Source organism: bacterium (assembly GCA_035281585.1).
Taxonomy (GTDB): Bacteria; UBA10199; UBA10199; order DSSB01; family DSSB01; genus DATEDP01.
Genome location: DATEDP010000112.1, coordinates 21,828 through 35,884, shown reverse-complemented (window position 1 = coordinate 35,884; position 14,057 = coordinate 21,828). Strand labels below are relative to the sequence as shown.

Sequence of the window (14,057 nt, the reverse complement as noted above, 5' to 3'; positions counted from 1 at the left end):
TGTGGTTGCCGCGGCTTTAAATCCCCCCTGGCCCCCCTTTTTCAAAGGGGGGATTAGATTAAATCGCGCAAGTTTTTCCGGCTGCCTCGCTGGGCAGCGAGCACCAGGAGCAGGATGCCCCAGCCGGCCGAGGCCGCCGCCAACTTCCATTCTTTCAAGTAAACCGTGATCCCGAGGTTGAACAAGTAGACCCCGAGGAAGAGCCCCACGCCCAGCAGGACGCTGGCGGCCTTCTTGGGAACGCCTTCCAGGTCGTCGACCAGCAGGAAAGACCCCTGAATCGCGAGGCCCACCAAGAACCAGCCGGCGAAGTTCGTCCAGGGAACCCCGAAATACCAGCCGCCGTGCGGGTAGTAGTAGATATCGCCTAAAAACCAGCGTTCGCCCATGTTGGCGACCGGATCGATCACGATGTCGAGGAGCATGGTGAGGAAGGCGCCGAGCAGGACCGTTTTCCACGAGCGATGGAGGTCGGGTAGGGGCGTGTAGCGGTTCCAGCGGCTGCGCAGGGCCAAAGCCGTCATCCAGCCGGCGAAATTCAGGAAAACGTAGGAGACCGAGTCCCAGACCGGGACGCCGTAGAGGAAAATCTCTCCCTTCATGTTTTCATAACGGTAGGAATAGTCGCCGTAGGGAAATCCATTACGAATCGAGGAAGCCTCTGAGGCCCAGGCGATGAGATATCCCAAAACCAGGAACTTCAAAGTTCGCTTCCAACCCCAGTGATAGGAAGCCATGGCGAGGTAAGAGATCAGGAAGAGCGCAACGTACCAACGCTCGGTAATCGTGTGAAAAATCGAGGCGAACATCGCGTTCCCTTAATGCGTCAAATCTCACCGGTAAATAAAATTTACCGACAAAACTCTGTACATAACTATTGACTTATCGAATGGGCGGCATAACATCGCGGCCATAGACTAAGTATGGGTTAAGGGGAATGGTCCTGGGGGGCACGGCCTTCCTCACATCTTCAATTCCGACTCTTCCTTTGAAGGAGGCTGTATGCGCTTTCCTCGATGGGGCCGTGTTGCCTTTGCCCTCACTCTGTTCAGTTTCATTTCGCTGGGCGCTTCGCCGGCCGAGGCCGGAGGAACCAAGCTTCCCTCCGCTTGGACCGCCAATTGCCACTCCGTCACCTTGGTCGATGAAACCGTCGGTTCCAACGGAATCGTCACCTCGGCCCTCGATTCCAAGGTCGAATACAGTGCCGATGGCATCCGATGCAAGGATCTGAGTCACTGGATCGTCGAGCTCGATCCCGCCAGCCTTGACTTGGCGGCTACCCAGGCTCTCAATCCCAACTTGGCTTTGGAAAAGACCCGTACCGGGCTCAAGATCGACACCGAGCAGAGCGCCGGAAGCCTCAAGACGGTTTTTGTCGTCAGCTCGGAAATCATCGCCGAAGGCGCGATGTACTTTTCCAAGGCCGGTCCCTTCGCCACCGCCGGCCACCTAAGCCTCGGTGAATTCGGCTCCGATGTGACGGTTGACCTCAAGGTCGTGCCCAACGAGCCCAAGGTCGGGGAGTTGACGAGCTTCGAGCTTAGCCTGAGCAACTTGGGGCCCGAAGCCACGGTCGATACCAAGGTTCAATTGAGCTTGCCCGATCATTTCGTCCTCTTGAACGTCGTCCTGCCAAGCTCAGGAGTCACGGCCACAACTATCGACCAGGGAATCGAGTTCAAATATGGCAGCGTCGAAGCCGCCGCCGTGATCACGGTGAAGGTGGAGGGTTACCTCAGCTCCACCGGCGGCAACGACGTCGTCGCGGCCACCGCCATCGAGTTGAGCGATCGCCACGTCGTCAACAACGAAGCCGAGCTCACTTTCGTGACCCAGGTCGCCCAAGCCGCCAACGTCGATCTGTCGCAGCAGCCTCAGGAAGTTTACGTCGCCGACAAAGTCAAGGCCACCTACACCGTCAGCAACGAAAGTTATGTCGCCGTCACCAACGTCCAAATGGAGTTCAAGCTCTCCTCGTCCGACGGCGGCGCGGCTCAATACACCGCGGTGACGGTTTCCAAGGGAACCTATGAGATCCGCGACAACACCGTTTACGTCGCGGTCACCGAGCTGAAAGCCGGCGAGACCATGACCGTCGAAACCGAGACCGAGTACACCGCGGCCGGCACCATCCAAACCACCGCCACCGTGAGGTCGGACAACACGGTCGAGGCGGTGTCCACCGTCCACACGACGGCCACCGTTCGGCCCGAGGCTCCCAAGGTCACCGCGACTTACAGCAGCGCCGAGTTCCCGGCGGCCACCGTCCAGACCGTCTATTACACGGTCGACACCATCCAGTCGGCCACCGCCACCGTTCAAACCAAGGTCTACGCGACCGTTGGGCCCAACACCGTCGAAGTCGAAGCCGGCACCGTCAAGCAGGATGACCGGGACATCACCCGCGATTGCATTGTCACCAAGCGGGCCGACGGCGGCTTCGATCTCAAATGCGACAAGATCGTCTTTCAGGCCGGCACGAACCAAGTTTCCATCGAGCTCACGCCCCAGTTGAAAGGCGATCGCCTGCGGGAGGACCTCCAGATCGATTCCGACTTCATCGTCGACACCGGAACCGTCAGCGTGAAATCGACGATCGGCGTGATCGCCAAGCTGGTCCCCGGCGGTTTCGAGCTGGTGCCTTTCGAGGGCAATCCAACCCAGGTGGCCCAGGCCGAGCCGGCCGAAGCCGAATTCGAGGGAAACAATTACACCGCCGGGAATCAATCGGCGACCACCACCGTCTATGTGCCGAAGCAGGAAGTCGAGGTTTCGCTGGTCCAAGTTGCCTACGGTGAAACGGTGGTCCGATGCGGAAATCCGCCTTGCGATCGACTCGTGATTCCGGACGTCGAGTACACGGCGGCGGTCGCGACGCCGGTCAAGGTGATTTTCGAGGCCGGCCATCAATCGGCCACCGCCGAAGCCGCGGCCATTGAAGTCGAAGCCGTCGATTCCAGCGGGCGCGTCGTTGGAAGCAGCGTCTACACTTTCGAGGTGTTGCCCAAATTGGCCGAGCAATGTCCGGAGAAGGAGCCCGGAGTGCCGATCTGCGAAGCCGACCCCGGGCTATGCTGTCAGCTGAGGGAGTGCATCGACTCGCCGGCCTGCCGTTAAAAGAGGCGGGGCTGAAGCCCCTTGCTACGACTCTTGTAGCGAGGGGCTTCAGCCCCGTTCTCCTCAAATCCCGTATATCGTCTTTAAATCGATGAGGTGGCGGCGCAGAGCCTCCCAGACGTTGCTCTGGGGCATGCCCAGCTCCTCCCGGGCCAGGGTCGAGTCGAAGAAGAGCGGCTGGCGCAGCCGCTGGATCAAGGGCGTGGGCAAGCCTCCGCGCCGGCGAAGGATTCCCCGGACCAGGGCATTGCCGAGCTTGGCGAAGCCGAAGGGCAGGGCGGTGGTCGGAGCGGCCACCTCGCTGATCGCCTCGAGGTTGCGCAACAATTCCAGCATGTAGACGTTTTGGTTCCCCAAGATGTAGCGGCCGCCGACTTGGCCCCGCTTGGCGGCAAGGAGATGGCCCTTGGCGACGTCGACCACGTCGACCAAGTTGAGGCCGGTGTCGAGATAGAAATGAGTCCGGCCCTCGAGGTAGCGCCGCAGGTAGTTGCCGAAAAGAGTGGGTTCGCGGTCGCGGGTGCCGAGGCAGACCGTGGGATGGACGATGACCAGCGGCAGGCCTTGCTGCTTGAAGCGGATGGCCTCGCGTTCGGCTTGGTAGCGGCTGCGCTCGAAATCGGTTTTTAGCTCTTCCAAGGTGACGCCGTCGGTTTCGCGAATCGTGTCCTGTCCCGGCGCCGCCTTCAGGGTCTCCATGCCCGAGGTGTGGACGACCTTTTCCACTCCATGGTGCAGCGAAGCTTCCATGATGTTTTTGGTGCCCTCGACGTTGATCGCTTGGAGCAGGCCCTTGTCGCTCGAGTCGAAGGAGCAGAGGTATTCGGCGTGAAAGACCATCTGGCAATCTTTCACCGCCTGGAACACGGCGTTACGGTCGTTGAGGTTCAAGCCGATGGCCTCGGTTTCGAGGCCGTCGATCATGAATTCGCTGTCGGCTTGCTCCGGAACCTCACCGGGACGGTAGGCCGCGCGCAGCGGGATCCCCTGCTTGGCGAGCTCTTCGACGATGTGCGAGCCGATGAGTCCGCCGGCTCCGGTGACGAGGATTTTCATGGAGGATCAGGCGCTCGTTTCGGATTTGATCATTTGAATGAAGTGATCGACCAGCTCGGTGTCCCACTGGCCGCCGCCCTTTTCGCGCTCGAAGATCTTGAGGGCTTCGACCGGCGGGATGCCCTTGCGATAGGGCCGGTTGCTGGTCATGGCGTCGTAGGCATCGGCGATCGAGACGATGCGGGGGCCCAAGGTCAGGTCCTGGCCGCTCACGCCGTCGGGATAGCCCAAGCCGTCGACCCGCTCGTGGTGGTGACGGATGATCGGCAGCACCGGCGCCAAGCTCTTCAGGGTCTTGCAGATCTCGCAGCCCCGCGCCGGATGGGAGCGGATATGGGCCAGCTCCTCCTGGGAGAGCTTTTCCGGCTTGTTGAGAACCATCTCGCGAACTCCGATTTTGCCGACGTCGTGGAGCAGGGCGCCCCGCCGGATCAGCTCCTGGTCGATCTCGCTCAATCCGACCCGCCGGGCCAGCATCGTGGCGTAGCGGGCCACCCGCTCGGAATGTCCCCGAGTGTAGACGTCCTTGGCCTCGAGCATCTCGGCCAAGGTGAAAATGATGCTCTCGCTGCTGTCGACGTCGTCGTAGAGCTCCTTCAACTTGAGCAGCGATTTGACCCGGGTCACCAGCTCGACCTTGTTGAAAGGCTTCATCAGGAAGTCGTCGGCCCCCATCTCGATGGCCTTGAGCTTGTCTTCCAGCTCCTTGAGGGCGGTGATCACGATGACCGGGATGAGCTGGGTCTTCTTGTCGCTCTTGATCCGCTGGCAGACCTCATAGCCCGAGAGCTTGGGCATCATGAGGTCGAGCAGGATCAGGTCGGGCGGATCCTCCTCGACCTTGCGCAGGGCCGCCTCGCCGTCGGAGGCGGTGATCAATTGATAAGGATAGGCCCGAAGCTGGGCCAGCAGGAGCTCGACGTTGGTCGGGTTATCGTCGACGATCAGGACCTTGGGCTTTTTCGGCGGAGCGACGCGGAAAGGGCTGTCCAAAGACATGGTTCAAATCCTAACCAAGTCTTGAAAGCGGGTCTAGGGAAAGCTGGCCGAGCCCGCCCATATTGGTCTTGCGGCGCGTCAAACGACCGTCTATAAAGCCGGCTCGCATGGTCTCCTTGCTCAAGAAAGCCCTGTCCCTGGCCGGCGTCCTCGTGGTCATCGCCTTGGTGCTCAACCTCAACATCGGCGGCCGTCCCGCGCGGGAGCGAGCCTATGAGCTTTGGCAAAGCGAACCGGTACAAAAAGTGTACCGCGAGGTTTCAGCCCGAATCACGGCCGTGATCCGCAAGGACATTTCGGTCGAGGACGTTTTCAAGCCGGAGCTTCCCTCCAAGCAGGCCCCCCAAAAGGCCGAGGCCAGCCCCGGCGGAGCCAAGCCCGAAGACACCCGCACCATTCAGCTCGAAAAGTTGGACGAAGCCGACAAAAAGGCCCTCGAAAAGATATTGGAAAAGTCCTCTAATTAAAGTAGCTTAGGATGATTTCTTGAAGTCCGCGTTTCAATATCTGGGTGCCCTGATCGTCGTGGTGGTCGGCATTCTCTCGGTCAGTTACCTGCAGCATCGCTTCGATCAGAGCGACCTGCGCCACGCGGTGAACGCGGTCCGCTTGACCAAGCCCGATGGGTCTCAGGCCCTGACGCTGGAAGAAAAGGTAGCTCAGCATTTTCAGGTGGCTCCGGACCGGCTTTTTTGGGAGCCTCGGCTGGAATCCAAGATCCAGGGCACGGTCCTGGTGAAGGCGGTTCCGCCTCAGGGCGGAGGCAACTTCGTTTGGGAAGTCGACTTGGTCCGCATGAGCGTGGTCCCGGTCACTCCCGAGGCCAAGAGCTTGTTTCATTCTCAACCTTGAAAGGGAAATCATGAGCGAAGCGAAGAAGTGCAAAAGCAAGGATTGTCAACGGCCCTACCGCGCCAAGGGCTACTGCAATGTCCATTACAAGCAGTGGCGTCAGGGCGGGCTGGGCAAGCCGCGCTATAAGACCTGCAGCAACGAGAGCTGCAAGAAACCCATGGGCAAGCGCGGGCTCTGCGACGCTCATTATGAAGCTTGGCTGAAGTCACGGAAAGGCGCGGCGGCCGAAGCGGCGCCGGCGGCCGGCTAAATCATCGCGACAGGAGGGGTCCTATGTCGAGGGTGCTGATACTGTTCGTCTTGGGCGCGACGCTTGGCCCCTTGGGCGATTGGTTCCACGTCATTTCCGAAACCACCGCCTATCCGTCCGGAGTTTACGCCTTTTACTTCGGCAAGCAGCCGTACTGGGTGCCTTTGCTCTTCGGAGCGGCGGGGCTGGCGATCGGCTTGAGCCACCCCCAAATGGACCGGTGGCTCGGCGCTCCACTCGGCCGCCGCGGCTCGCGCGGGATCGCCGGCGTCATTTTCGGGATCGCCGCCTTCCTCGGCATCTACGCGATGTCGGCCTTCGCGCCGCTGGAAACCGGCTCCTCGCTCGACATCACGATTGCGGCCGCGGCCATGCTGCTCTGGTGGGCCGCCGATCGGACCTGGCAGGGCCTCCTGCTGGCCGCCCTGACCGCCGCCGTTGGCTGCGCCGTCGAGATCTACCTGGTGCAACAGCGAGCCTACGTCTATCTGAGCCCGAAAGACAATTTTTACGGCGTCGCCTCCTGGCTCCCTTGGCTTTATGTCGCGGCCTCGGTAGCTGTCGGAAATCTCGGCCGTTTTCTCCAAAACCCGGGCTCGGCGCCCGAACCTCTCCCTTCGACGGCGATCTCTTGAGCCCTCGGGCCCGCGGCTCTACAATAAAAGGGTGAAAGGCCCCCTGCGGTTTTTGCTTTGGGCGCTCCTCCTGCTGGCTCCGGCCTGCGGCTCCGACTTAGTGTGGTTTGTCTCATGGAATACCGGGGACATCGAGGAGGGCGGCCTCGTCGTCGTGATCGGAACTCCCCATAGCCAGCCTCTCAAAAGCGTCGAGTTGATCGAAGGCGAAATTCCCGCCGGGATGCACGTCGAATCCGACGGCACGGTCCAGGGAGTTCCCGAAGAAGCCGGACATTTCGATTTCACCCTGCGCCTCACCGAAACCAGCGGCCGGGTTTTGCAAAAATCCTATTCGGTCGAAGTGGACTCCGAATCCGTCCAGCGCTAAAAACCAGTCATGACCGACCTGCCTTTCCTCGATCAAGTGGTCCTCGTCACCGGCGCCGGCGGCGGCTTGGGCCGGTCTCACGCCTTGCTCCTGGCCTCGCTCGGGGCTCGAGTCTTGGTCAACGACCCGGGCTTGGCGGTCGACGGCAGCGGTGGGGCCGCCCGGCCGGCCGAAGAGACGGTGGAGTTGATCCGGGCCCAAGGCGGCGAAGCCCTTGCCGACTTTCATGGGGTCGAGACCGAGGCCGGTGCCGATGCCATGGTGGAGACCGCCCGGCGAGAGCTCGGCGGCCTCCACGCCGTGGTCAATAACGCCGGAATTCTTCGCGACGTGACCTTCCGCAAGCAAAGCGTCGCCGATTGGGCGCAGGTCTTGGCGGTTCATCTGGACGGCTCCCGCCACGTCACCAAGGCTGCTTGGGAGACTTTCTGTTCCCAGGGCTATGGCCGGGTGGTTTTCACCACCAGCGCCTCGGCGCTCTACGGCAATTTCGGTCAGAGCAATTACGCCGCGGCCAAGCTCGGCTTGGTCGGCCTGATGAACGCGCTGAAGGAGGAGGGCGCTAAGTTCGGGATCAAGCTCAATGCCATCGCGCCGATGGCCCGTAGCCGGATGACCGAGGGAATCCTGCCGCCTGAAATTCTGGAGCGACTCGATCCGCGGGAGGTGTCGCCGGTCGTCGCTTATTTTGCCAGCCGGGCCTGCGCGGTGAGCGGGCAATGCTGGGCAGTGGGCGCCGGCCGAGTGGCCCGGGCGGCCATCGTCGAGAGCCAGGGCTGGAAGGCGCCGGCGGGCGGCTGGAGCATCGACGAAATCGCCGCCAATTTGGAGCGGATCACCGACCTGGAGTCGGCCCTTCCCCTGGCCAATTTGATGGAAGCCTCGGCCAAGCTCTTTTCGTAAAAAAAAGCCCCGGCGATCTCTCGCCGGGGCTTTTGGTTTAGCGGAAGGAATCACCTTCGGAGACGGGCCCGGAGCGCCCATAGGGCCAAGCCGAGCCAGCCGAAGCCGGCCCCGGGCAGGGCCGCGCGCGTCGCGGTTAGGCCGCATCCCGAGCCGCTGAGCGCGAAGGGATTGGAGCCACCGCCGCCTTCGCCGCCGACTTGAGGGCCGTCGGGAGTGGTTTCGACGAAGCTGTCGTCCTCGCCGTCGCCGTTGGAGTCATAGGCGCAGACCAGCTCCTCGTCGCCGTCGCCGTCGATATCCAAGGGCCGCTCCGAGATCTCGTCAAGCACGCCGTCGCTCGGATTCCAGTAGAGCTCGGGGCAGCGGTCGGCGCAGCCGTCGCCGTTGGTGTCGATGAAGAAGTCGGCGCACTGGTCGTCGTTCCCGTCGATCCGGAGACAATCGTCGGAGGAGCCGTCGGGATCGAAGAAGAGGTCGCCGAAGCATTGGTCGCCGTTCTGGTCGTGAGCCTGCTCCTTGCCGCCGTCCTCGTCGATGTCCTGATCGATGACGCTGTCGCAGGCGTCGCCGATGCCGTCGCCGTCGCGGTCGGCTTGGTCGGGATTGGGCACCGTGACGCAGTTGTCCTCGCCGTTGGGCTCGCCGTCGCCGTCGTCGTCATCGTCGGGATCGGTGCAGGCCGGATTGGCGGCGCAGTCCGAATCCGCGCAATCCACCGGCCCGTCCCGATCATCGTCGATCTCATTGTTGCAGCTGGTCTCGGAGTCGGGACAGGCCGGCGTGTCCGCGCAATCGGTGTCGGCGCAGTCGGCCTGGCCATCGCCGTCGTCGTCCTGGCCGTTCACGCAGTTGGTTTCGATGCAAGCCGGGTTGGCGGCGCAGTCGGCGTCGTCGCAATCGACGTCGTCGTCGCCGTCATCGTCAAGGTCATTGGTGCAGTTGGTTTCGGGCAGGCAATTCGGGCTTCCGGTGCAATCGGTGTCGTCGCAGTCGATCTCGGTGTCTTCGTCATCGTCCAGGCCGTTGGTGCAGTTGGACTCGATGCAGGCCGGATTGGAGGCGCAATCGCTGTCCTGGCAATCCTGGTCGCCGTCATCGTCGTCGTCGATGTCGTTGGTGCAATTGGTTTCGGGCTGGCAGAAGGGACTGGCGGCGCAGTCGGCGTCGGCGCAGTCGGCTTGATCGTCGCCGTCGTCATCGACGTCGTTGTTGCAATCGGTTTCGACGAGAAGCTCGATGGTCGGTGAATCGGCGATTGCGGTCAAGGTTCCCGAGGAATCAACCTTCTGTTGGGTCGTGAAGGTGTAGGTGCCGGGAGCGGCCGGAGTGGTGACGTTGACGTAGTCGAAGGTCACGGTGCCGCCTTGATCCAGGAACAAGAGGTTCTGAGTGACGGTGTTGCCCGAGAAGATCGGGTCGGCCGGGCCGGCCATGACGTGGTCGAACTCGATGTCGCCGGTCACGTTGACCCCGATCAAGTCGTCGAAGACGAAGCCATAGCTGCGAACGGCGTTGCGAGTCGAGGCGGCCGCCGAGGTCAAATCGACCAAAACCTGGGTCCAATCGCCGTTTTGCAGCAGCGAGACGTTCAGGATGAAAGAGCTTAAGGGATAGGTGGCCGGGCTGCCGCCGAGATTCGTCGATTCCGAGATTTCAAGCGAACCTCCGCTGATCACGTTGGCGAGAGCCAACCCGTCGGCCCGGGTATAGAAGCTCAAGTGGGTGTAACCGGACCAGTCTTGGGCCGAGCCGAAGTTGAAGTAAATCCGGGCCGAGCCGAGGGCCGCGATGTTGGCCAAGCCGAAGTCGGCGTGGAGGTTGCCGCTGCCGGCATAGGGGTCGCTCGAGGCGGTCGAAAGATCCAGGTCGCAGACCACGCCCAAGAGCCCGCAAAGCGGGGCCAGGACGCCGACGAAATCGTCTTGCCATCCGGTCGGCGGATCCGCGTCCAAGGTATCTATGACTTCGCCGGTCATTCCGTCGACCACGGTGACGGTGGTGTTGCCGGGATTGGGGTCGGGCCAAGGATCGGGAGCGGTCCAAAGGACGGCCCCGTCGCCCATGTCTTCTTCGGCCGTATAGACGAAGGAGAAATCGTTGCCGGCCGTTCCGGCGGCCGCGGTGTCGGGGGTGACCACGGCGCTGCCGCTGCCGTCGGCCGAGAAGGCGGTGGGAGAGTATGAAAAGGCCGCAAAGCTGCAGCCCAGGGTCAAGAGGCACACGAAAGCACGACGTATGCGCGGACAAGCACGATACATGAAAGCGCTCCTTTCAGCTCTTACCCGGATGTATTTTCGGTGAATGAAGGAAAAGAATTTATTTCAGGTCAGATGTGCACGGGCGCCGGCCCTCCTCTCTCCTAAGGAGCCTGCTAACCCTGCGAGAACCATATTGGACTCAATGCCTCATTCTGGCAATTCCTTTTTCTCCGGCGGGCCGGAAATTTTGAACTCGAGCGGCGCCGAGGTGTGGAGATGGATGTCGCGCTGGGGATAGGCGATGGTGATGTCGGCTTCCCGGAAGAGGTTGTCGATCATGAAGCGGAGGTCGCTGTCGATCTCGCGCCGCTCGCTGAGCGAGCGCATCCTCACCCAATAAAGGAGGTCGAAAATCAGGGCGTCGGCGCCGAAGTCGCTGAAGTTGGCGACCGGAGCCGGCGATTTCAGCACCTTGCCGTGGCTGTCGGCGGCTTTCTTGAGGAGCTCGGCGACCTTGCGGGTCGAGGAGCCGTAGGCCACCCCCAGCCGGATCGCGTTGCGGACCAAGTCGTCGGAGAGGGTCCAATTCACCACCGGCTTCTCAAGAAAGGAGCTGTTGGGGATGATGAGCTGGGTGTTGTCGGGAGTGCGGATCTGAGTGCTGCGGCCGCCGATATGCTCGACCGTGCCGGTGGTCGATTCCATTTGGATGATGTCGCCGACCTTGATCGGCCGCTCGATCAAGAGGATGAGGCCGCTGATGAAGTTGTTCATCAGGTTTTGGCTGCCGAAGCCGATGCCGATGGCGACGGCGCCGCCGAGCACCGCGAAAATGGTCAGGGGCACCCGAACCACGTTCAGGGCCACGATAAAGAAGAAGAGGAAGAGCAGATAAAAGCAGAGAGTTCGGAGAGCCGCGGCCACGCCCGAGGCGATGCCGAAGCGAGGCAGCACCTTTTCAGCCAGCATCCGGCTGATTCGCCGGGCCAACAGGGTCCCGAAGAGAACCAAAATCAAGGCGACGATGATTTTCCCGACCGTGATCGGGGAGTCGTCGACCGAGCTGACCTCGAAATTCCAAAAGCGGAGAAAGTCGTCCCAAAGCCCGGCCAGGCGCTCGCCCCAGCTGACATGGGCGACTTTCTTCTCCTGCTCGTAGAGGAATTTTTCCTCGAAGCTTTTGGAGACGAACAGGGCGGCTTGATAAGTTTGGAGCTCTTCCAGGCTGCGGCCGAGAAAGTCCTGCTGCCGCTTCAGCCAATCCCGGGTGGCCGGGTCGGCGGAGGCATCGGAGGAGAGCTTGTCCTGAACCTCGACCAGCGAGTTCCTCGTCGAATTCAAGCGAAGGCTGAGGAGGTCCTCCTCGCGGCTGAGCTGTTCCAGCGATTGGCGGGTGAGCGTCTCCCAGGTTTCGATTTCGGAGCGGCTGGCCTTGTTCGAGAGAAGCTTGAAACGCAGCTTCCACATGTTTTCCCGCTCTTTGAGCTGCTTGATCCGGTTGGCGGCGAAATCGACCTGTTGCTCGAGCAGGTTTTGCTCGAGCCGGCGGGCTTCGACTTCCTCGGTCAAGGCCGGCGGCGGCTGAGGCGTGCCGTCCAGCCGCTTGCGGGCTTTGACGTACTCGCTGCCGGCTTCGACCAGGGCTTTCTGGTTTCGGGCGATGCCCTCCATCAGCTTGCCTTTTTCATCCCGAATCGCGTTCAGCTCGATGTCCAAGGCGCTTTGATCGAAGGCCACCCGCTTTTCGAGATAGGCGGTCTGAAGGGTGGTGAGCTCGCGCTGCTTGTCGCTCAATTCGCGGTAGCCCTTGGAGACCTGCAGCTCGAGCTCGCGGAGCTGGACCAGGGCGGCGGCGGCCCGACTGTTCAGCTGGGCCAAGCTCAGGAGATGGTCCTTGACCGTCTTGTCGTCGGGATCGCTGGCGACCTCGGCCTCCTCTTTGGCCTGCCGACGCTTGGCTTCGGCTTCTTCGTAGCCGGCCTTGGCCTCCTCCAAGGCCTCTTGCCGGGCCTTGTAAACTTGGTTTCGGGCTTTGAGGTTCTTCTCGTATTCAACGGCCTGACCTTGGAGCTTATCCAGGGTCGCGAAGTTGGCGACGAAGTCCTTGGGCGGAGTGCCGGCCCGCCAAGCCTCGAGCTGCGGCCCGAGGCCTTGGATCCGGCCCTGAACCTTCTTGAGGCTGCCGAAGGCATCGAGCAGCTCGCTGTAGACGACGCCGAGACGTTCCAGGTTTTGCAGCCGGGCCTGAAAGTATTGAGTGTCTATATCCGGCCGGCTGTCGGCCGGGCCGGCCAAAATCTGCTCGACCTGCTGCTGTTCGGCCAGGACCAGGTCCCGGGCCTTCACGACTTCGGCTTCTTCCGGCGGCTTTTTGGCTTCGCTGGGAGCGCTCTCCGCTGTCCCCCCGGTCCCCTTGGCGAGATCGAAGGGAAAAACGGCTTGGGCCGCAGCGGTCGGCACGGTCAGGGCGGCGAGGGTGAGAAGCTGGAGCCAGAGCCGCTTCATCGCTTCAAGCCCTCGCCAATCGTTTCGATCACACGGTCCATTTCTTCCTCGGTATTGTAGAAGTGGGGCGAAAGGCGCAGTCCGCCGGCGCGGATCGCGGCATAAATTCCGTTTTCGTAGAGGTGGCGCTCGAGCTGGATCAAGCGGCGGTTGCCGGCGTCGCCGGGAAGCCGAAAGCTGACGATGCCCGAGCGCAGCCTCGGCTCGAGCGGAGTCTGGAGAATGCAGTCCAATTTCTGGAGGCCGGCGATGAGGATTTCGGTGAGCCCCAGAATGCGGGCCGCGATCCTTTCGATGCCGATTTCGAGCAGGAGCTCGACCGATCCGCCGAGACCGTAGATCGAAAGGCCGTTGGGGCTGCCTTCCTCGAAGCGTTGGGCGTCGGCTTTGAGATGGAAATCGATCCGGTCGAAATCGAGGCAGCCGACGACGCTGTTCCAGCCCAGGAGGATCGGCTCGATCCGGTCGATCCAGGCTTTGCCGACGTAGACGATTCCAATCCCTTCGTGTCCGAGCAGCCATTTGTGGGCGTCGGAGGAAAGGAAGTCGACGTAGTCGCGCTCGACGTCGATGGGAAAAGCGCCGAGGCTTTGAATGGCGTCGACCGCGAAGAAAACGCCGAGGTCCCGGCAGAGCTTTCCGATATCGGCCAGCGGAAGCCGATAGCCGGTTCCGTAAGCCACCGTGCTCAATGACAGAACCCTGGTCCGCTCGGTCATCAAATCGGCCAGCCGGTCGAGATCGAGGGCTCCGTTCGAGGCCGGGATCTTCTTGAGGACGACGCCTTGCTTTTCGAGGGCCATCCAAGGGTAAACGTTGGCCGGGAACTCGAGCTGGCCGATGAGGACCTCGTCGCCTTCGCCGAGGTTCAGGCCCCGGGCCGCCAGCGAGAGGCCATGAGAGGTATTTTTGACGAAGGCCAGCTCCGAAGCCGAGGCGCCGATCAGCTTGGCGCAGGCGCTCCGAATTTCTTCGATCCGCTTGTGCCAAGCCGCGCCCCGGGTATATCCATGCTCCAGCGCCTCCCGGTTGTAGGCTTCGACGGCTTCGGCGACCCGCCGGCTGATCGGACCGACGCCGGCATGGTTGAGGTAGATCCAATGTCGAGTGACGGGGAAGAGCTCGCGGTAGCGCCGCACTTCGGTGGGGTCGAGGGCTGGCAT

The 14,057-nt window shown here is 61.9% G+C and carries 13 protein-coding genes; 7 read left to right on the top strand and 6 right to left on the bottom strand.

All coding sequences use genetic code 11. The features are described from left to right. Window positions 1-53 precede the first annotated feature (53 nt). Window positions 54-809: a carotenoid biosynthesis protein gene (locus tag VJR29_09260; protein ID HKY63595.1), complete on the bottom strand. Its 756-nt coding sequence runs from the start codon at window positions 807-809 to the stop codon at window positions 54-56. A gap of 193 nt (window positions 810-1,002) precedes the next feature. On the opposite strand from VJR29_09260, the gene VJR29_09255 reads away from it, so the two are divergent. Further along, window positions 1,003-3,120 carry a hypothetical protein gene (locus VJR29_09255; protein ID HKY63594.1) on the top strand — a complete coding sequence of 706 codons (2,118 nt, stop codon included), beginning with the start codon at window positions 1,003-1,005 and terminating at the stop codon, window positions 3,118-3,120. A 63-nt stretch (window positions 3,121-3,183) separates the two neighbouring features. Here the strand turns inward: VJR29_09255 and VJR29_09250 are convergent, their stop codons facing one another. Continuing rightward, entirely contained in the window at window positions 3,184-4,176 is a 993-nt protein-coding gene (locus VJR29_09250; protein ID HKY63593.1) for an NAD-dependent epimerase/dehydratase family protein, read from the bottom strand. A gap of 6 nt (window positions 4,177-4,182) precedes the next feature. After that, window positions 4,183-5,175: an HD domain-containing phosphohydrolase gene (locus VJR29_09245; protein ID HKY63592.1), complete on the bottom strand. Its 993-nt coding sequence runs from the start codon at window positions 5,173-5,175 to the stop codon at window positions 4,183-4,185. Window positions 5,176-5,282: 107 nt separating this feature from the next. Here VJR29_09245 and VJR29_09240 point away from each other — a divergent pair, with 107 nt between their 5' ends. Genes VJR29_09240 through VJR29_09215 form a run of 6 tightly spaced genes read left to right on the top strand, consistent with a single transcriptional unit; the run spans window position 5,283 to window position 8,188 of the window. Next, window positions 5,283-5,642, top strand: a complete 360-nt coding sequence (locus VJR29_09240; GenBank protein ID HKY63591.1) for a hypothetical protein — start codon at window positions 5,283-5,285, stop codon at window positions 5,640-5,642. A 19-nt stretch (window positions 5,643-5,661) separates the two neighbouring features. Continuing rightward, window positions 5,662-6,027 carry a hypothetical protein gene (locus tag VJR29_09235; GenBank protein HKY63590.1) on the top strand — a complete coding sequence of 122 codons (366 nt, stop codon included), beginning with the start codon at window positions 5,662-5,664 and terminating at the stop codon, window positions 6,025-6,027. A gap of 10 nt (window positions 6,028-6,037) precedes the next feature. Then, window positions 6,038-6,280: a hypothetical protein gene (locus VJR29_09230; protein HKY63589.1), complete on the top strand. Its 243-nt coding sequence runs from the start codon at window positions 6,038-6,040 to the stop codon at window positions 6,278-6,280. Between the two features lie 23 nt (window positions 6,281-6,303). Then, entirely contained in the window at window positions 6,304-6,915 is a 612-nt protein-coding gene (locus VJR29_09225; GenBank protein ID HKY63588.1) for a hypothetical protein, read from the top strand. 31 nt (window positions 6,916-6,946) lie between these two features. Next, window positions 6,947-7,285 (top strand): putative Ig domain-containing protein, encoded by a 339-nt coding sequence (locus VJR29_09220; GenBank protein ID HKY63587.1) that lies wholly within the window; start codon window positions 6,947-6,949, stop codon window positions 7,283-7,285. 18 nt (window positions 7,286-7,303) lie between these two features. Continuing rightward, complete coding sequence (locus VJR29_09215) at window positions 7,304-8,188, top strand: SDR family NAD(P)-dependent oxidoreductase (GenBank protein HKY63586.1); 885 nt, start codon at window positions 7,304-7,306, stop codon at window positions 8,186-8,188. Between the two features lie 50 nt (window positions 8,189-8,238). Here the strand turns inward: VJR29_09215 and VJR29_09210 are convergent, their stop codons facing one another. The 3 genes from VJR29_09210 to VJR29_09200 all read right to left on the bottom strand — a co-directional run bounded on the left by VJR29_09210 (window position 8,239) and on the right by VJR29_09200 (window position 14,057). Continuing rightward, window positions 8,239-10,413, bottom strand: coding sequence for a hypothetical protein (locus VJR29_09210; GenBank protein ID HKY63585.1), 2,175 nt, complete (start codon window positions 10,411-10,413; stop codon window positions 8,239-8,241). Between the two features lie 183 nt (window positions 10,414-10,596). Next, window positions 10,597-12,894, bottom strand: coding sequence for a mechanosensitive ion channel domain-containing protein (locus VJR29_09205; protein HKY63584.1), 2,298 nt, complete (start codon window positions 12,892-12,894; stop codon window positions 10,597-10,599). Next, window positions 12,891-14,057 (bottom strand): aminotransferase class V-fold PLP-dependent enzyme, encoded by a 1,167-nt coding sequence (locus tag VJR29_09200; protein ID HKY63583.1) that lies wholly within the window; start codon window positions 14,055-14,057, stop codon window positions 12,891-12,893. The genes VJR29_09205 and VJR29_09200 overlap by 4 nt, the downstream gene beginning before the upstream one ends.